The 17,406-nt window shown below is 37.1% G+C and carries 20 protein-coding genes, 1 tRNA gene and 1 pseudogene; 5 read left to right on the forward strand and 17 right to left on the reverse strand.

Annotated features, from left to right (window positions below; translation table 11 throughout):
- Positions 1-52 precede the first annotated feature (52 nt).
- Positions 53-691, reverse strand: a complete 639-nt coding sequence (gene hpf / locus CA730_RS20350; protein WP_096670053.1) for a ribosome hibernation-promoting factor, HPF/YfiA family — start codon at positions 689-691, stop codon at positions 53-55.
- A 755-nt stretch (positions 692-1,446) separates the two neighbouring features.
- Between hpf and lipB the strand changes: the two genes are divergently transcribed.
- The 4 genes from lipB to CA730_RS20370 all read left to right on the forward strand — a co-directional run bounded on the left by lipB (position 1,447) and on the right by CA730_RS20370 (position 4,184).
- Complete coding sequence (gene lipB, locus CA730_RS20355) at positions 1,447-2,163, forward strand: lipoyl(octanoyl) transferase LipB (RefSeq protein ID WP_096670055.1); 717 nt, start codon at positions 1,447-1,449, stop codon at positions 2,161-2,163.
- An 85-nt stretch (positions 2,164-2,248) separates the two neighbouring features.
- Positions 2,249-2,965: a peptide-methionine (S)-S-oxide reductase MsrA gene (gene msrA, locus CA730_RS20360; protein WP_096670057.1), complete on the forward strand. Its 717-nt coding sequence runs from the start codon at positions 2,249-2,251 to the stop codon at positions 2,963-2,965.
- 151 nt (positions 2,966-3,116) lie between these two features.
- Complete coding sequence (locus CA730_RS20365) at positions 3,117-3,992, forward strand: M48 family metallopeptidase (RefSeq protein ID WP_096670059.1); 876 nt, start codon at positions 3,117-3,119, stop codon at positions 3,990-3,992.
- Between the two features lie 108 nt (positions 3,993-4,100).
- A tRNA-Leu gene (locus CA730_RS20370) sits at positions 4,101-4,184 on the forward strand.
- A 188-nt stretch (positions 4,185-4,372) separates the two neighbouring features.
- Here the strand turns inward: CA730_RS20370 and CA730_RS20375 are convergent.
- From CA730_RS20375 to CA730_RS20420, 10 genes and pseudogenes are all read right to left on the reverse strand, one after another.
- Entirely contained in the window at positions 4,373-6,601 is a 2,229-nt protein-coding gene (locus tag CA730_RS20375) for a GumC family protein (protein WP_096670061.1), read from the reverse strand.
- Positions 6,602-7,009: 408 nt separating this feature from the next.
- A complete protein-coding gene (locus CA730_RS20380; protein WP_096670063.1) occupies positions 7,010-7,582 on the reverse strand; it encodes a WcaF family extracellular polysaccharide biosynthesis acetyltransferase in 573 nt (190 codons plus the stop codon).
- Positions 7,557-7,667 (reverse strand): annotated as a pseudogene (locus tag CA730_RS26500) (YdcF family protein); the annotation flags it as partial. The pseudogene CA730_RS26500 and the gene CA730_RS20380, both read right to left, overlap by 26 nt.
- Before the next feature lie 206 nt (positions 7,668-7,873).
- On the reverse strand, positions 7,874-8,071 hold the full coding sequence (locus tag CA730_RS20390; protein ID WP_096670065.1) for a DUF2281 domain-containing protein: 198 nt from the start codon (positions 8,069-8,071) through the stop codon (positions 7,874-7,876).
- 24 nt (positions 8,072-8,095) lie between these two features.
- Complete coding sequence (locus CA730_RS20395) at positions 8,096-8,878, reverse strand: glycosyltransferase family 2 protein (protein ID WP_096670067.1); 783 nt, start codon at positions 8,876-8,878, stop codon at positions 8,096-8,098.
- A gap of 23 nt (positions 8,879-8,901) precedes the next feature.
- Positions 8,902-9,300, reverse strand: a complete 399-nt coding sequence (locus CA730_RS20400; protein WP_269076532.1) for a class I SAM-dependent methyltransferase — start codon at positions 9,298-9,300, stop codon at positions 8,902-8,904.
- A gap of 50 nt (positions 9,301-9,350) precedes the next feature.
- Entirely contained in the window at positions 9,351-10,067 is a 717-nt protein-coding gene (locus tag CA730_RS20405; RefSeq protein ID WP_096670069.1) for an FkbM family methyltransferase, read from the reverse strand.
- A 101-nt stretch (positions 10,068-10,168) separates the two neighbouring features.
- Positions 10,169-11,137, reverse strand: a complete 969-nt coding sequence (locus CA730_RS20410; RefSeq protein WP_096670070.1) for an aldo/keto reductase — start codon at positions 11,135-11,137, stop codon at positions 10,169-10,171.
- 1 nt (position 11,138) lies between these two features.
- Positions 11,139-12,032: a phytanoyl-CoA dioxygenase family protein gene (locus tag CA730_RS20415; RefSeq protein WP_096670072.1), complete on the reverse strand. Its 894-nt coding sequence runs from the start codon at positions 12,030-12,032 to the stop codon at positions 11,139-11,141.
- An 89-nt stretch (positions 12,033-12,121) separates the two neighbouring features.
- Positions 12,122-12,889: a Uma2 family endonuclease gene (locus CA730_RS20420; RefSeq protein WP_096670074.1), complete on the reverse strand. Its 768-nt coding sequence runs from the start codon at positions 12,887-12,889 to the stop codon at positions 12,122-12,124.
- 225 nt (positions 12,890-13,114) lie between these two features.
- Between CA730_RS20420 and CA730_RS20425 the strand changes: the two genes are divergently transcribed.
- Complete coding sequence (locus CA730_RS20425) at positions 13,115-13,576, forward strand: DUF29 domain-containing protein (RefSeq protein WP_096670076.1); 462 nt, start codon at positions 13,115-13,117, stop codon at positions 13,574-13,576.
- A 9-nt stretch (positions 13,577-13,585) separates the two neighbouring features.
- Here CA730_RS20425 and CA730_RS25010 read toward each other — a convergent pair whose 3' ends face one another.
- The 6 genes from CA730_RS25010 to CA730_RS20460 form a co-directional block, all read right to left on the reverse strand.
- Entirely contained in the window at positions 13,586-14,392 is an 807-nt protein-coding gene (locus tag CA730_RS25010) for a nucleotidyltransferase family protein (RefSeq protein ID WP_172891220.1), read from the reverse strand.
- A gap of 56 nt (positions 14,393-14,448) precedes the next feature.
- Positions 14,449-14,913 carry a ribonuclease toxin HepT-like protein gene (locus CA730_RS20440; RefSeq protein ID WP_096670078.1) on the reverse strand — a complete coding sequence of 155 codons (465 nt, stop codon included), beginning with the start codon at positions 14,911-14,913 and terminating at the stop codon, positions 14,449-14,451.
- Positions 14,895-15,248: a nucleotidyltransferase family protein gene (locus tag CA730_RS20445; protein WP_096671684.1), complete on the reverse strand. Its 354-nt coding sequence runs from the start codon at positions 15,246-15,248 to the stop codon at positions 14,895-14,897. Before CA730_RS20445 ends, CA730_RS20440 begins: the two co-directional genes overlap by 19 nt.
- A gap of 315 nt (positions 15,249-15,563) precedes the next feature.
- On the reverse strand, positions 15,564-15,764 hold the full coding sequence (locus CA730_RS24690) for a hypothetical protein (RefSeq protein ID WP_157750033.1): 201 nt from the start codon (positions 15,762-15,764) through the stop codon (positions 15,564-15,566).
- Between the two features lie 52 nt (positions 15,765-15,816).
- A complete protein-coding gene (locus CA730_RS20455; RefSeq protein ID WP_096670080.1) occupies positions 15,817-16,650 on the reverse strand; it encodes a Uma2 family endonuclease in 834 nt (277 codons plus the stop codon).
- Between the two features lie 132 nt (positions 16,651-16,782).
- Positions 16,783-17,229 carry a DUF29 domain-containing protein gene (locus CA730_RS20460; RefSeq protein WP_096670082.1) on the reverse strand — a complete coding sequence of 149 codons (447 nt, stop codon included), beginning with the start codon at positions 17,227-17,229 and terminating at the stop codon, positions 16,783-16,785.
- Positions 17,230-17,406 lie beyond the last annotated feature (177 nt).

The following is a 17,406-nucleotide window of genomic DNA, read 5'->3' on the forward strand; positions in this document are numbered from 1 at the left end:
TTGTAGAGACGTTTCATGAAACGTCTCTACATATAAAGAATTTAATCAGACTTTATTTAGAGTGCGATTTTTCGGGAATACCAACATTAGCTGATTTGCCATTTTTGCCGTTGCCATTACCGTTATTGCGGGGTTGAATGACTCCATAACCACCGTGATTACGTTCATAAATGACGTTAATCTCTCCGGTTTCGGCATTATGAAACATATAAAAGTCATGACCCACCAGTTGTAGTTGTTCCTGCGCTTCTGCCAATGTCATAGGCGGCATAGAGAAGTATTTGGTACGAACAACCTCTTCGGGTAATCCAGGGGTGCGATCGCCTATTAGATCCGCTGCAACGGTTTCCGGTGCTACTGCTTCGTTAGTTGATATAGGTTGAGTTTGATGATCCTGCCTTTTTTCCTTATATTTCCGTAATTGTCGAGCAATTTTGTCGGCAACTAGGTCAATACTTGCATATAAGCTTTCGCTGCTTTCCTCCGCACGGATAACACTACCATTAGCATAAATAGTTACTTCTGCCGCTTGCTTTGTACTTATTCGGGGATTGCGGGCTACGCTTAAATGAACATCCACTTGATTGGTGATGTTCTGGAAGTGACTAACTGCTTTTTCAATCTTTTGATGCACATATTCACGAATTGCATCAGTGATTTCAATATTTTTACCGTGGATGACAAGCTTCATGTAAACTCTCCCGCTCAATATTATATGTGATGTTTTCGGTTAGGAATAGAAATTGCGGTAAGGCCTATCACTGCCACCGACACAAATTGTTACTTATCCCTAAGACATTGTTTTTTAGCATTTTTAACACTTCTTGCATCTTCAAGTTGGCGCTTATTTATCGTCTTGTTTCCCAACTGGTTGTTAAGCAAATTGTCATCAAACCCGGAACAAGAACCCCACCCCCAACCCCCTCCCCGCAAGCGATGAGGGGGCTAAGATGTACCTTACATGATTGGAAGTCGCTGTAAGCAATTGGCTATCTAAGCAAAACTATTGAATTAGGCTGCTTGAGATATGGTTCTTTTAAACACCTACTTTTATTGAACTTTACCAAAATAGGAGTCCTCGCCTTTTTTCGTCCCCCAGTCTTGTTCACTATTGTATAGAGAATACAACTCTTTTGGGAAATTTGATCCTGATTGATACAATTGACACTCTCAGCGGCTTTAGCCGCTGAGTTTTACGCTTACCGCGAGGTCTTATAAACTGTTAAGTTGCCATCAGTTTTGTAAATTAGTTGGTATTGTCTGATCTGAATGCTCTCCTCCCAACACCCATTGAGGTTATATATTCAAACTAGCATCTTGTAAGTTCTAAAGTTTATTTCCTTGACGTTCCTTTAAGATCCTTTGCATAGCTTGACATTTGTTCGTTATATTTTTGGGAAATAAGACTTACCTCTTGCCTCTTTCTTGCCTATCATTTATTCACTGATGATTCCTAGCACTCAATTAACCCCGTACCGTTGTTTACTATATAATGTTGGCGTAATGCCTTATGAAACTGCTCATCAGTGGCAGCGATCGCTAGTTGCAGAGCGCATTCACAACCCAGAACTAGATGATGTCTTAATCTTGCTAGAACATCCCCCCGTTTACACCTTGGGGACAGGAGCAAATCCAGAATTTATTAAATTTAATCTTGACAAAAGTGATTATAATGTGCATCGCATTGAAAGAGGTGGCGAAGTCACATATCATTGTCCAGGACAATTGGTAGGTTATCCCATTTTAAACTTGCGTCATTACCGCCAAGACCTCCATTGGTACTTGCGTCAACTTGAGGAAGTATTAATTCGCGTTTTAGCAAATTACGACTTGAAAGGAGAACGGATTCCTGGTTTTACGGGAGTTTGGCTAGAAGGATACAAAGTTGCCGCCATCGGCATAAAAGTGAGTAAATGGATTACAATGCACGGTTTTTCTTTAAATGTATGTCCAGACATGACAGGATTTCAACAAATTATTCCCTGTGGCATTATTGATAAACCAGTCAGCAGTTTAGCTAGATGGATTCCCGACATTACCTGTAACCAAGTCCGACATTCTATAGATCAATGTTTTGCAGAAGTATTTGACGTAACCATGAAAAATTCAGAAAGTAGGGGCGCAGGGACTGCGCCCAGAAACGATTCATCAATAACACCCTGAAATTTATTCATCCCAACCCGTAATAGCTACAAAAATCTTTACAATAAAAAAGAATAGCAATCATACATAATACAAATTAAAAACAATGGGAATATTTGGATTTGGTAAAAAGTCAGCCCTACCTACACCTGAGCAAGCCCTATCAGGACGGGCAGAAGTAATGCGAGTACCCGCACAACATTACGTTAATAAAAATCCTCTGAAAGCACCTTTTCCCCAAGGCTTAGAAACTGCCATGTTTGGTTTAGGCTGTTTTTGGGGAGCAGAGCGCAAATTTTGGCAACAAGCAGGAGTTTACACCACTGCGGTAGGTTATGCGGCTGGTTACACACCCAACCCCACCTATCAAGAAGTATGTAGTGGCATGACAGGTCATAATGAAGTGGTATTAGTGGTGTTTGACCCCAAAATCATTAGTTATTCCCAACTGTTGAAAGTGTTTTGGGAAAGCCACAACCCCACCCAAGGAATGCGTCAAGGTAATGATGCTGGTACTCAATACCGTTCAGGAATTTACGTTTATTCACAAGAGCAAAAAGAATTAGCGGAAGCATCACAGAACGCTTATCAAGCTGCCCTCAGCGGCGCTGGATATGGTAAAATTACCACAGAAATTTTAGATGCACCTGAATTTTATTATGCTGAAGAATACCATCAGCAATATTTAGCCAAAAACCCTGGTGGTTATTGTGGCTTAGGTGGTACTAACGTAGCTTGTCCAGGTATTCCCGAAGCTCAGGTAGGGTTGCTGATTCAGAATATGATTTTACCTCACGCAGAGGCGCAGAGTCTCAGAGAGTAAGAGTTTGAAATCAAGGTTGAGTTTTCCCTCCTTAACCCAACCTTGTATCTTCTAAACTTTGCGTTTTTGCTCTTTTGTGCAGCGTGCCGTAGGCATAACATAACTCATACCGCCATTATCCCATGCCCAATCTTTTATTAATTTAAATACTATGTCCTTACTCAAAACCTCGCTCACAGGCTTAAAAGCAGACTCATTCCGTCATCCTCTGGACTTGGAAGCTACGAAAACTCTCAAACAAATTCCCGGTTTAGATATGATGGTGCGGAATTTGCTAGGTCCAATGGCTGAACAGGTTTTTTATGTGGAAAATATCGCTTCTAGTATTTTGGTGGGAGAAAAACAACTTCCTGATTTACACAAGTTACTACTAGAAGCTTGTCAAATTCTGGATATTGATCCGCCTCAGTTATATGTGCGTCAACATCCAGCCCCTAACGCTTACACCTTTGCTATGCGCGGTAAGCAGCCTTTTGTGGTCATTCATACATCCTTGATTGAGATTCTTACACCTGAAGAAATACAGGCTGTAATTGCCCATGAATTAGGTCATCTTAAATGCGATCATAGCGTATACTTAACACCTGTGAATTTGTTGATTTTAGCCGCTGCCATTGTCCCAAATGTCGGCGCTGTCTTGGCTCAAGCTATCCAGTCACAATTATTAGAATGGGTCCGCTGTGCTGAGTTTACCTGCGATCGCGCCGCTTTGTTAGCTACCCAAGACCCAAAAGTTGTCATGTCAGTATTAATGAAGTTAGCCGGCGGTTCTCCCAGTTTAGCACCCCAACTCAATTTAGATGCCTTTGTTGACCAAGCTCGTGCCTATGATGACATTAGCAAAACCGAATTGGGTGAAATGGTCAAATCCGCCCGCACAGCCCAATTAAGCCATCCTGTCCCCGTATTACGAGCTAGGGAAATTGACCGTTGGGCAAGTAGTCAAGAGTACCAAAAGTTAGTGCAAAATCACGGTATTAATTACAAAAGTGAATCTCCATCCCCAGGCGGATGGCGGAATTGGTAGATTTTACAGGAATCCGTTTCTGGAAATTTTCCAAAAAGTTTCTAAATTAAATCTAATTACCTATTGCCAAACTAAAAAAATAGGCTATAATGGTAAAGTTACACCCAAGGGCGGGTGGCGGAATTGGTAGACGCACCGCACTCAAAATGCGGCGGCCGTGAGGTCATAGGAGTTCGATTCTCCTCCTGCCCATATTTGTCAAGGCTTCATCTGTTTGTCCTTTATTTTTATCTCGTTCCCATACTCTGTATGGGAACGAGAAAGGGTGAAACTGATATTTTACAAGGCTTTCACCTTAAGTTGACACCAATAAGCTTTTACTTTACCCATACACATCTGGGTTCTTTGTCATTTGGCAAAAGTTTAGATCTCACCCGTGTTTATCTCTTACTATTACTATAGTAATATGAGCTATATCTGTAATTATAGTTATATCCCAGTCCTCGGAATTTCTCGCCGTTGACTACTGTTCCTAGTAAATTGATGGGAGATGATTTTAGCGCATCAACAACTTGCTTGACGACTGATTTATCTGTTTTATCAATTCTGACAACTAGCATGATACCATCAGTATTAATTGCTACTAGTCTAGCATCTACTAATCCTGACAAAGGAGGAGTATCATAAATCACTAAATCAAAATTCTCAGAGAAATAGTTCATCAGTTGAATCATTTTATCTGATGATAGTAACCGCGCCGGATCAGGTGGTAAAGGACCTGCCGTAATCACAGATAAACCATTAAGTCCGGGCATTTCTTGAATTACTTGCTTGACATCTATATCTGAAGAAATTAAGCTACTTAGTCCCCAGAGATTATTTAATTTTGATAGTTTGTGAACCTTGGATTTGCGGAGGTCACAATCTACAATTAATACTTTTTTCCCCATAATCGCGGCTGTTTTTGCCAGACTAAATGCCACCGTACTTTTACCATCTCCGGGGACAGCAGAGGAAACAACTAAAGACTTAATTGGTTTATCAGAATTAAGCAGTTGAATATTACTATATAAAACTTGTAAAGATTCCCAAAATGATCCCTGTCCATAATAATACCTTGATTGGGAAGGTCTACGAGCAGAAGTTTTAGCTGGTTCATCATTTAGGAGAAGAGGGTCTAAAACTACTTCTGGTTGTTGATTTTTGTTTGTCAATTTTAAAGATGGATTCTGAGCTAAGTTTTTATTAAAGGGAAGAGTTCCTAATAAAGGCATTCCTATATTATCCTGGACATTTTTAACACTGTGAAAGGTATTATCAGTCTGTTCTTTCAGAGTAGCAGCACCTATGCCTAATAAAGAACTAGCCACAAATCCCAACATCAAATTGCGGGGAATATCTGGAGAAATTGGATATAGAGACTTACTAGGTGCTTGGATTAATTCCCAAGGTAGTTCTGTTTGAGCTACTTGTATTTGCAATTGCTCACGAGCAGCTAAAAAGCGATTTAAACTTTCATTGGCTATTTGTAAATTCCGTAGAATTTCAGTATATTGCCGAGACAAAACTGGCAACTGGTCTAATTTAAATTGCAGTTGTTTTTCTACTTGTACCATATATTGATTGTCTACTTCTATTTTCTTAATTAGATTCGTAGCTTCAGATATTCTGATATTAATAGTGCGTGCTGCTTCTGCCTCAATAATAGGTAAAAGGTTGGATCTTTTTTCTTGTAAGGTGCGGATAACTGGGTTATCTGGTTGAAACCGAGTTAATTCTCCAGATAGCTGGATATCTAATTGGCGTTGTTGAGCAATTAGGGTTTGATAAAGAGGGGCAGTATTGAGAATTGCTAACTGTTCTTCACGTCTCTGTAGCCTGTCATAAGCAGATCTGGCAGCGGTTAACTGTTGATTGATAGTTAGTTTTTGTTGTGTCAAAGATTGAATTTGCGAAGAAATTACTCCAGATTGGTTTTCCGGATCAATAAAATCGTATCTTTGGCGGAACATTTGCATTTCTTTTTGCAACTGTCCTAGCCTAATTCGGATTTCAGGTAGTTTTGCATCCACAAATTGAACTCCCTGACGGAGCTTTGTTTGTCGCTTGTTGAGGCTATATTTTAAATAAAAATCAGCCAGAGGATCTAATATGAGTTTAATTTCTTGGTTATTCTCACTTTTATAGTTAACTTGGATTATTTTTGATTCTCCCAAGCGACGAATAGTTAACCGTTTGGTAAGGGTATTATAATCAATATCAGGATGAGATTTTTGTATTTCTTTAATAAAATCTTTCAGCAGTTCTGGACTTTGGAGTACTTGAATTTGGCTATCATAATCTAGTCCAGATGGACTAAAGGTATTACCGACTCCTATGTTGATTTTCCCTAGTTCAGAGTCACTATTAACAGATTCAACTAATATTTTGAAGTTGCCTTCATAAATTGGTACTTGGTTAAAAGTTGCATAAATAACACTACCCATAGCAACGGAAGCAACTCCTATGATGATAATTGCTCGGCGCTGTAAAAGACCAAGAAAGGACTTGAGGTTAAAATCACTAGCCTCTTCTGAAAATTGGGAAAAGGTGGGATTGGGAAATGATTCAGCGATCGGAATGATATCACTGATAGAACTTGTTTGGTTTGTAATTTGCTTATTAAGCATTGATTTTTATTGTGTAAGTAGGTGGGCGTTAAAAATTGTCGTTGGGGCAAGGGAACAGGGAACTCTTAACTGGGAACTCTTAACTGGGAACAGGAAGAGAGTTTTGAGTGATTTTACTTTTCTTCACATACCTTTAAATCTTTCTGTTCACATACTTAAGTAATAATGGAACGATATATCAACGTTGTTACTATTGTGAGGAAATTGCTATTTGTTAATATAACACCTCAATTAAGCTAGAGGATACATTTAAATGAGGATTATCATAAATTAAACGTTATATGGATGGAGTGCTTATCCCTGATATTTTGTAGGAATCGCTCTTAAATAAAATCCATATACAGCAATAGTTTTGGACATCTAAAATGAATATTTAATCACCGGGGGAGCGGTAGAACCCGCACTCCGCTAATTTTTGGTGGTGTCTGATGCCAAATTTTCCCATTCTGTCCTTTTTTTGATTGGTTTAGCCGGATTTCCTGAGTAGATGATATTCGCTTCTAAGGATCTTCCTGTGACACTACCCAATGCTAAAACTGCTCCCCGTCCAATAGTAACACCAGGTCCGATGACTGATTTTGCCGCTATCCAACTACCCTCTTGAATATGAATAGCTCCAGGAATTAGTTCAAAGTTGGGGTGATTCCAGTTATGATTACCAGTACAGAGATAAACTCCCTGAGACAAACACACATGATTTTCGATCACCACAGGAGCTATATTATCAATCCAGACATCTTCTCCAATCCAAACGTAATCACCAAGGGTCAAGCGCCAGGGAAATTTAATTTTTACTCCTGTTTTAATGCGTACACCTTTACCTATAGTAGCACCAAACAGTCTCAGTATTGAAACTTTTATAGATGATATAGGCAGCCAATAACTCTCCACTATGGGTGAGCCAATGAAATACCATAGAAGTTGTTGGATATATGGCGCTCCAGGTGTATAATTCTCAAGTGTGTAATTGTCTAAACGCATAAAATGGGGAGTGAAAACGTGGGTTAAAGCTGGCTCCTGTACGACCTGAGACAATCCAAAACAGGGAACGTATACTATCGCGGACAAAAAGCTCTGAATCACGGATTAGACGGATTACGCTGATTTCACGGATTTTAAATTGGACAAAAATATTTACAGTCATTGCGAGCGAAGGGAAGCAATCACAACCCTTGGGATTGCTTCGGTCTAAAATCAGGCTAGTGGCTCTTGTAGAAAGTTTATTTGGACAGATGCCGCACCAAATGAAAGAATGGGTATCTAGTAATAGGTTCATCCTTCACCTAGCCAAAACTCATCCGGGAGAGGATTGTTAAAGTCTTTGCTTATCCATTCTTTACCTTCTTGAAGTCCGAGAATCCGAGGTGGTTGGGAAATGATGTCTTTTGGGTGAACATATTTTTGGGTAAGGAACTCAATGAAGTCTTCAATTTGCTGAATCTCTGGGTTAGGGATGATTTGGGTTGTCATATTACCATCGTGCTTGCTGGGTTTTTATTTTTGAGTTTGCTGAATATCTATTTTCTCTGCTTCTATTATATGTATACCCAGCAATAGTTCTGCTAAAACTCTCTGAAATGTATAATACCATCCATGCCAACCGTCAAGAATACCGCCTTTGAGGATGAGACAATAGATGAAGATGATTAAAGGTGCGAGGATTTTCTCTTTGCGGATGCGATCGCCTATACTAAGTTCATGCTCTGGTGTTTCTAGAAGTTTTTTACTTTCAATTACCATATAACGATCTTGCGCCCATAACCAACGACTCAATGGTTTGCGATCGTCGTGGTGGATGTATGCTGATAATTGACTAGATTTACCTTGATTCTTTAAAAGTTGAGTATGTCCGTCATCAATATATATTGCTTTGTCTTTACGGAAAAGAATTTGACGGGGAGGTAGTATAGTACCTCGTAAGGGTTTACCAAATACACAATATTTGAATTTAGCAAAATAGCCATCAATGCCAGAATTGGGAGATAGATTTTTTATTTCAGTTGTTAGTGCATCAGTGACAATATAATCTGCATCTAAGGATAAAACCCACTCAGTTGCAACTTTTTCTAATCCATAGTTCCACTGAGTAGCATGAGTATCAAATTTTCTGGAAAATACTTCTACTTGAGGATATTGAGACAAAATCTTTAATGTTGTATCTGTGCTATAACTGTCAATGACAATGATTTTACTTGCCCATTTAAGTTTTTCTAGGGTACGATTAATGTTATTTTCCTCGTTATAGGTAAGGATGAGGGGGGTAATTTGTTCTAACATGAGGATATTCAAATAAATTCTTGTTATTGAACTATGGTACTAGAACACAACATACTTTTCCAAAGGTAGGGAAATCTACCTGCAAACTTAAACTTGATATTTGTACAGTTCTCTGATTTAAGTAAAGCCGTCATAGTTGGTACGGAAAAGAATTTGATATGACCACCATCCCAAAGAGCGGTAAAATGGTTGTCCATTTTCCCTGTAGCAGCCATCACTAGGTTTTTTAAATAACCATGATAGGGTGTGGTTAGAATTAACCCACCATTGGGTTTGAGGCATTTTTTAGCGTTTCTGACTAATTCTTTAGGATAAAATAAATGCTCAATTACCTCAACAGCAATCACAATATCAAAGTTGTCTCCTAGTTGAGAATATGGTAAATCATAAATGCTACCTTGAATAAAGCGACAATGTTTTATGGAAAGTCTTTACCTCCAGATGTCTAATACAAGGTAATCTACCTGCAAAGTTATTTTCTAATGGCTTCAATATGTGAAAAATCTGTCCAGTTAATATTAAAACCATTATTATTTAAAATTTGAGTTATTATCTTAATTGCATCATGATATCCATTCTGTTCAAGTATTTGAGAATGTACTTCAATAAAAATTGCCCTCAAATCTGAAGAAGTTAAAACTTTCTGCATACCTCTAAGGACTTCAATTTCTGCTCCTTCTACATCTATTTTGATCACATTAGGAGTATAACCTAATTGCTTGAAAATATTATCACCAGTAGTAATTTCTACTTCTATACTATTACTTGTCTTACCATAATTTGATAATTTATTTGTTGGGGAAGTTGGATCATCATTAAGAGAAAAATATGTAGTTCCAGTTTTACTGCCTAATGCTGATTCGATCACAATTAAGTTTCCCTTATTAGGAATTTTTCTGCACAACTGTGCGCTTAAAGGTGATGGTTCACAAGCTATAACTTTACCTTCATTTCCAACTTGACTCAATATTTGTTCTGTATAATATCCAATATTTGCTCCTATATCCCATACGATATCACCAGCTTTAATATATCTCAATAAAGCAGATTCAAAATTACTCTCATATCCTTTACTAATTTTAGTAGATAGGTATGCTAAAAACTTTCTACCAATACTATTTTTCCTTAAAAAGGATCTTGTATTTATGATGTATGGGCTTTGAACGAGGCTAGAAAATATAGATTTCATAGTATTCTTAGAGAAAATGGAAAATATTTAGATTTTAACAAAGCATTAGCATTTATATCAACTAATTTTTGATGGGTTATTTATACATCAAAATCTATTATTTAAATGATCTTATGAAGAATAAGCAATCTTTCAAAAGACTCAAATTGTTCCTTACTGATTTTTTCTTGTTGAACTGCTTGCTGGTTGATTTTAATATGCTGAGGATTAAACATACTGATTACAATTGCGTAAGGTGAATAAATTCTTTGAAAATATGATAATATAATTTGGTGCATATTTTCTTGTGGAATAAATTTTCTTCCAAATATAGACTCAATTTCAGAATAGAGGTTTTTATCCTTAAGTTGTTCAAATATCAATGCTATACTCGGTTCAATTCTAAAGGGAGAATACATCACAATTTTTATATCTTTATCAGCAAGATTTTTCAATGTCATTGAATCATGCTTACCAATTCCTCCACAGGCTATTTGAAGTATATCAGGCTTAATATTTTGAGATGTGAAGAAGTTATTTACTAATTCTATTGATTGATATGTAGCAAATCCATAACTTCTAATCTTACCACATTTTTTTTGTGCTTCTAAAAATTCAATCACTTCAAAGATGTCATCTGATTTGTTTTCAAAGTCATAACCGTGAAATAATATATTATCAATATAATCAGTACGCAAAGATTTTAAGCTGGTATTTAAGCTAATAGTTGCATTTTTGACTGTAAAGTCTATCTTAGGTGAAACCTGACCAGCCGCAGACTTGACTATTGTTTGAGATTGAGGGATATAATTGACAATATTTCTTGCTAATGTTTTAGCTATTCTGATAAATTTATTGTTACGTGGACTCAAACCAAATTTAGTTGTAATTTCTACATTTTCTCTAGAAATTTTCTCTTGTATTAAGAAATTTCCCAATAGGGATTCTGCTTCACCCCAACCATAAGAACGGGCTATATCAAAATAGTTAATACCTGCTTCGTGTGCTAATTTAAGAGCATAAAGGCTATTCTTTTTGTCAATTTTACCTAAAATTGAAGCACAGCCAAAACCCAGTTTAGTTACTAACATATTAAAAATACCTCAGTTGTAGAAATAAACGATCATGTTCAATGGGTGCTAAAGCTTTATGGTAACAGGAAGCATCCTCAAGAAAACATTTTCCTGCTTTACCTTGAATTGTAATAATGTCTGTTGGAGAATAATTTTGATGAATTACCTCTTCAGGAAGACGCGCACTACGCAAAAGCATAAACATCTTTTTATTTACATGACTCCCTTTAACAAGAATATGTGCGCCACTTTTAATATCTACATCGGTTAGATAAAAAGAAACATAGAAAAAGTTAAATCCATGTATGTCATAATGATAGTCAATGGTTTGATTCTGGCTACGTCTTGCTTCTGGAGATAATGTATTCGCAAAACTCCACCACAATCTGACATCACAGCTAGTGGGAAAGTAACCCAGGTATTGTGATGAAATATCTAATAATTGACTATCATACCTAAGTTTGTGTATTTCCTTTATTTTTAGAGGTTGATCTACATTAGCCATTGCAATTTTATGATCTTGTTTGGTCTGATACTGATATTCATCATAAGTAAAAGATAAACCATTTCCAGTCGCAATCAGGTTTTCTGTCTTGGCGGCTGCTACTATGGATGCAACTGATTGTTGATTTAGCTCAAGTTGGTCGTAATATGAGTTATTTTTAATGTAACTAGCTATTTCTTGTGGCTCAAGATTAGAGCAATTTAATATTTGAGTTTTAAACTTCAAACTATTCTCAATCTTATTTTTTTGAAAAAGTTGCTTTATTCTTTTGAATTGAGAATAATATTTTCTGCACATATAAAATCTGCCAAAAATATACCCAAAATTACCGTTTAATATTTTTTTGATGATCACGCGATAATCTAATTTAGGATTATCAGATGTATAAGCTAAGTTAGGCTGATTCATAAATTTTAAGTCTTTTTTATGTTTCTCAACAACAGTTAATGGTAGATACTCAGTATCCAAGGTCTCTTCTTTACTAAAAGGTTCGGTTCTTAAATATCTTCTAAATTAATCCCCATTGCTTGCAGTCTTTCAGCTAGTTTAACAGCTTTTTGTTCTGCTTGTTCTGCTATTTGGCGTTCTTTTTCTGCTATTTGACGCTCTTGATTAACTAACTCACTTCCCCAGAGTAATAAATTTCCAGATTTATCCCACCATCGTAACCAATAACCCTCAAATTCGGCTTTTTTTCCTATCCATACACCCAAGAATAGGTCTAAAGCTTCTATCCAAAAGCGCTGACTTTCATCTGGAGATTCTTGCTGGTATTTACCGTTAACTAAATTATGAACTTCTAAAATTCCAATTTGGGGATGGAAAATCACGTAAGTGGGAATTTTTAAAATTTGTTCATAAAAGTGCCACTTTCCATAGGGATAATGAGGATTAATGGAATATTCTGTTCCTTCTGTTGCGGATATAAATTCCATGACAATGGCTGGGTTTTCTCCTTCGCTGTGAGGAGTGTAACTACGACGGATTTCTCCTGGGGGTAGAGGATGGACAGAAGGCACGTAAACCCAATCAGGTGCTTTGACGATGCTTTTTTCATCCACTGTGGCACATAGACCAAAATTGGAGGCAATCAGCATTGATTCTAGAATTAAACCTGCTAATTCTAGGGACTCTCTTAGAGCAGCAGCGAGAAGGGGTTGGAAGTTATTTTCCACGGGTTCATCTGGTAGAGGAAAATCTGCTGGTAGTTTTTCCCAGGTGATTCGAGGTAGAGTATTGGGGGGAGGGAGTTGTAGAACTGTCATACTCAAGTGCGATCGCTAACAGTGTTAAGTTATTATATTGTTTATTGTTGGTATTTAGATTAGATGGTTGAACAATTCTATTAACGGTGGAATTGGTACTACGCTTAACCAATTTAGCACAACTTTATTGCAATCTGTAGATCCCCGACTTCTTGAATAAGTCTGGGATCTTATATTTAAAATATAATGCTATAATACAGCCAAAATAAACCGCCCATATCAACTATGAGTAAAACATCAGTAAAATCAGTAAAAAATCTTTATGAACAGGATTTTTCTCTCTGGATTGAAGATACAATTAACAAGTTAAAAACGCGAGATCATGATAATTTAGATTGGGAGAATTTAATTGAAGAGGTAGAATCTTTGGGCAAAAGTCAGCGTAAAGCAGTCAGGAGTTTTTTGGTGCGGTTATTAGAACATTTATTAAAACGGTGTTATGTACCAATGTCAGACTGTTATCGAGGTTGGGAAATTGAAATACGGAATTTTCGCCAAAGATTACAAATTGAATTAGAAGATTCACCAAGTTTGAAAACTTTTTTGAGAGAAATTTTCGCTAAAAGTTATGAAATGGCATTGGAAAATGTCAAAGATAGTTATCCTGATGTTTATTTTTCCAATCTTTGTCCATTTCCCAATGATGTAGATGCTATATTAACTAACAAGTTTTGGGAAGAATTATAATTTCGTGAATTATATGTCTTGTGCTTGAGATTCTAGCCAATTATTGAAAATAGCGATCGCCTCTTGAATTTTTGCTATAATTGTTTCTGTTTGTTGGGCTAATTCTAATACTCTTTCTTTTCGTAATTGCAGATTATAATTATGCCGGGCTAAATGTCTAAACTTGCGATAATCATTTAATTGTAATAATAGTGAACCTTGCCATAAGGGAGGACGATTTTCTCCACCAATTTCTGCCATTTGTAACAATAGTTGTTCGTGCCAATTTTCTGTTTTTGGTATTCCCCCATCTAAAGTCACAGCAACTCTTTCGCTAATTCGCTCACAAGCTGTGTAAAAATCACAAATATAACTGGATAAGGCAGGAGTGAGAGCAATTTCTGGAATGGTTTCTGCTTGAGCAATTAATTGTTTTAAAGCTTGACAATTCTGATCTAAAGCTATCATCCCATCTTCAATACGGGTTTTTAGGGCTAAATATTTATTAGTAGGCATGGGCTTTTCTTTGAGAATGCGAGAACGGACAAAATCTGGGATTTCTTCTAATGCTACCAAATCTATTTTTAACCAAGTAGGTGTGATTTTTTCCAAAAGAGAATAGGCTTCCCATTGTTGTTTTTCTGACATTCCTCTCACGGCTAAATCTAAATCAGATTGCCAATGCCAAGGACTTTCTCCTGATAAAGAACCAAATAATATTACCTCCTTTGCTCCATTTTCTAGGAGAATTTGCCGACATTTTGCGGCTGTTTGTAATGCTTCTTGTTTTCTTTCTTCTAGAGTTTGATTGCTGTTTTCTGTATAAATGTTTTCCATTATTGTGTTTAGTCCTGAGTTTATCCCTACCACTCCCTACTCCCGCTTCCTGTTAACTAGTTAATTTTTTCCAGGAAGAGTTCAATATCTTTTTCAAGATTTGGTAATAATGCTAATGCTTTAAATAAATTGATCTTTAGTTGCTCATATTCTATTTCTACCCCATAAGCATGACGAAAGAAATGGCGAAATCCTCTTAAACTATTTAAAATCTCGTAGGTTGACGGAGAAATTAAAAAAGGACGAATTTCGGGAATATTTTGGCTCATTCTTCTGAGTAATGCACTGTGCCACTGGGCAGTATCGGTAATATTATTTTCAAAATAGGAGGCTACTATTTTTAGTAGATCTTCGGTTGCACCATATAAGTTATGAATTTGGTAAGCGATACTTTCTAATAAAACTGGATTATCAGAGGTTAAGTTTTCAGAACGTTCAACCAATTTTTGATTAATAGCAACAATCACCGCTAATTGATATTTGACATCCGTTTGGAAGATAATTAGGGTGTTTTTTTCCATAATATTCCTGTTTGCCGAATGCGATCGCTAAAATGACAATCATTCAATCTGATAATATCTACATCCCTTTCTAAATAGGTTGAGAGTAGGCTAATAGCTAAACAATATTGTTCTGGATTGATATTTTCTACTGCGACATCAACATCTGAATTTTGCCGAAATTTACCACCACGGGTTACAGAACCAAAAATGTAGGCTTCATCTATGCCAAATTCTGGCGAAAATTCATCTAACCATTGTTTTGTCTTGACAATTAGATCTTTGCGTTCTTGTTCTAACTTATAACGGCGCTCTTGGATAATATCATCTAATTTTGGACTGTGCCACTGTTTCATATATTTTTCAGCAAATTCTGCTGTAAATTTTTGTCGTTCTGGACTACCTCCTAGAGCCAATTATAGCTTGGGAATGGGGTGCTTGGTAATAGACACACAATAACATACCTGCGGAAATGCTTTTTTAAGTTAATTTTCTTTAAATTTCATCTAAATTCACCCCCAAAGCCCGCAATTTTTCAGCTACAGCAAATTGTCATCAAACCTGGAACAAGAACCCCACCCCCAACCCCCTCCAGTATCAAAAGCTTATCCTTTTCTTCCCCCCGCAGCGGGGGGATTTAGGGGGGTGCGATGAGGGGGCTAAGATGTAGCTTAGATGATTGGAAATCGCTGTAGTTTGTCTGCTCGTTGTTTCTCCTGTTCTGCTCGTTCAGCAAAAGTAGGAATCCAATCACCATCTTGATTATACCAACGTAGCCACAAACCTTCTGTAAGCTGTTGTGCATTTAGTTTGTATAATTCTAGCGGGCAAGATGCCCGCACCACAAAGTTCAAGTAAATTATGGTTATCAAATTTAGCTGCGTAACAGCTTACCTGTAAGTTGCTTTTTTCGGTTAATTTTCTTTAAATTTCATCTAAATTCACTCCCAAAGCCCGCAGTTTTTCCGCTAGTTTGTCTGCTCGTTGTTTTTCCTGTTCTGCTCGTTGTTTTTCCTGTTCTGCTCTTTCGGCAAAAGTAGGAATCCAATCACCATCTTGATTGTACCAACGTAGCCACAAACCTTCTGTATCCTGATATTTTCCTGACCAAACTCCTAGTCCTAATTCCAATTCAGGAAACCAGAATTTTGGTTTTGTCAGTTCCACAGCTTGATATTTTGTCCCACGTAATTGAAATACTCTTAGGCTATTTTCATATCTATCAAAGATAATATAGTAGGGCGATCGCAAATATTGTTCATAGGCTTGCCATTTTGTCGGCGGTTTATTCGCGCTTCTTAATGTTTGTCCTAAATCTTCTGCTTCCGTACCTGGTGATAATAATTCTACTATTAAAAATGGAGCTACTACTTCCTGCCAAACTACATAACTCAACCGCATATCTTCTTGTTTTTCGGAAGCAGCTACACCTAAGACTAAAAACCAATCAGGTCTTTTATACCATGAATAATGACGACCATCATAGTATAAGTTTAAATCCGTACCAATGAACATTTCCTCTTTGGGATAAAGGGGAGACTGACAGGTTTCCCGTAATAATTGCGGTTGAAAGTCATGAAATTCGTCTGGCAAACCTGGCTCCTCTGGATTTTCACCAGGTAAATCATACATCGTTGGCATGGTTTCCCAGGGTGGACGGGGATGAATTGTGGAGTCTAATTCTTCATCAATGTCTTCACTAGGTAAATCATACATGGTGGGCAGGTTTTTGTGCGGAGGTGCTTCACTTTGATACATGATTCATTCATTAATATAAACTGCCGGGCGCGATCGCGAACGCATTGCGTCCCGGAGGGAACTAGTGCGACCTAGGAATCGCCCATTTTTGAAAAGCATTATTATAGAAATTTCACAGGGACATCACTAATTTTAATCGGGAAGAAATTCTGGATCAAGTAGATCATCGGCAGAAAACGGACAACTTTCAGGAAAAAGATGAGCAGGTAATTCACTTTTTTTGATAGCCTGTCTTCTGGCTTTAACATAAATTTCTGCAATTTCTTGCAAGAAATAATTATACAACGTTTTAGACTTTAACAATAACTCAAGCTCAAATCGAAAGTTATCAATTTCATTTTGCCAACCTTTGGCACAGTATTCTTTTTCAGAGTTCCAATACTTATACAACAATAAGTGAATGAGCAATTGACGCAGGTAACTGTCAACTTTCCGCCTTTGTTCATTACCCAAACTGAGAATTTCCTCCTTTAAATGTAAAAAATCTAATTCCTCAATGCGATTATTTTCTAGTAATTTATAGGTTTCTTCCAGCCAAAGGAAATAATCTTGTTCGTAAAGAGCATTAATGGTGTTCATAAAAGCGCCTAATAAGATGTTTGAAAAGTTTCCGGCGATTATAAATCGCAACTACACAAACCAAGTCCACTTTTGTGGACTAACACAAAATTAAGGTTCTTAACCCACGTATCCCTTACGGAACCGAAGGAATAGGTGGGTTTTGTCTGTGTAGCCGCGACTTCTAGTCGCCAGAGT

The sequence above is a fragment of the Dolichospermum compactum NIES-806 genome, from assembly GCF_002368115.1.
Taxonomy (GTDB): domain Bacteria; phylum Cyanobacteriota; class Cyanobacteriia; order Cyanobacteriales; family Nostocaceae; genus Dolichospermum; species Dolichospermum compactum.

What these genes read in the sequence shown, in the direction of transcription:
- CA730_RS20410 (WP_096670070.1), bottom strand. Translation starts at nt 11,137, where the DNA reads ATGTTAGTAACTAAACTGGGTTTTGGCTGTGCTTCAATTTTAGGTAAA.
- CA730_RS20380 (WP_096670063.1), bottom strand. Translation starts at nt 7,582, where the DNA reads ATGCGTTTAGACAATTACACACTTGAGAATTATACACCTGGAGCGCCA.
- CA730_RS20440 (WP_096670078.1), bottom strand. Translation starts at nt 14,913, where the DNA reads ATGGAAAAAAACACCCTAATTATCTTCCAAACGGATGTCAAATATCAA.
- CA730_RS20445 (WP_096671684.1), bottom strand. Translation starts at nt 15,248, where the DNA reads ATGAAACAGTGGCACAGTCCAAAATTAGATGATATTATCCAAGAGCGC.
- msrA (WP_096670057.1), top strand. Translation starts at nt 2,249, where the DNA reads ATGGGAATATTTGGATTTGGTAAAAAGTCAGCCCTACCTACACCTGAG.
- hpf (WP_096670053.1), bottom strand. Translation starts at nt 691, where the DNA reads ATGAAGCTTGTCATCCACGGTAAAAATATTGAAATCACTGATGCAATT.
- CA730_RS20405 (WP_096670069.1), bottom strand. Translation starts at nt 10,067, where the DNA reads ATGAAATCTATATTTTCTAGCCTCGTTCAAAGCCCATACATCATAAAT.
- CA730_RS20455 (WP_096670080.1), bottom strand. Translation starts at nt 16,650, where the DNA reads ATGTATCAAAGTGAAGCACCTCCGCACAAAAACCTGCCCACCATGTAT.
- CA730_RS20365 (WP_096670059.1), top strand. Translation starts at nt 3,117, where the DNA reads ATGTCCTTACTCAAAACCTCGCTCACAGGCTTAAAAGCAGACTCATTC.
- CA730_RS20420 (WP_096670074.1), bottom strand. Translation starts at nt 12,889, where the DNA reads ATGACAGTTCTACAACTCCCTCCCCCCAATACTCTACCTCGAATCACC.
- CA730_RS20395 (WP_096670067.1), bottom strand. Translation starts at nt 8,878, where the DNA reads ATGTTAGAACAAATTACCCCCCTCATCCTTACCTATAACGAGGAAAAT.
- CA730_RS20415 (WP_096670072.1), bottom strand. Translation starts at nt 12,032, where the DNA reads ATGAATCAGCCTAACTTAGCTTATACATCTGATAATCCTAAATTAGAT.
- CA730_RS20460 (WP_096670082.1), bottom strand. Translation starts at nt 17,229, where the DNA reads ATGAACACCATTAATGCTCTTTACGAACAAGATTATTTCCTTTGGCTG.
- CA730_RS20390 (WP_096670065.1), bottom strand. Translation starts at nt 8,071, where the DNA reads ATGACAACCCAAATCATCCCTAACCCAGAGATTCAGCAAATTGAAGAC.
- CA730_RS25010 (WP_172891220.1), bottom strand. Translation starts at nt 14,392, where the DNA reads ATGGAAAACATTTATACAGAAAACAGCAATCAAACTCTAGAAGAAAGA.
- CA730_RS20425 (WP_096670076.1), top strand. Translation starts at nt 13,115, where the DNA reads ATGAGTAAAACATCAGTAAAATCAGTAAAAAATCTTTATGAACAGGAT.
- CA730_RS20375 (WP_096670061.1), bottom strand. Translation starts at nt 6,601, where the DNA reads ATGCTTAATAAGCAAATTACAAACCAAACAAGTTCTATCAGTGATATC.
- lipB (WP_096670055.1), top strand. Translation starts at nt 1,447, where the DNA reads ATGATTCCTAGCACTCAATTAACCCCGTACCGTTGTTTACTATATAAT.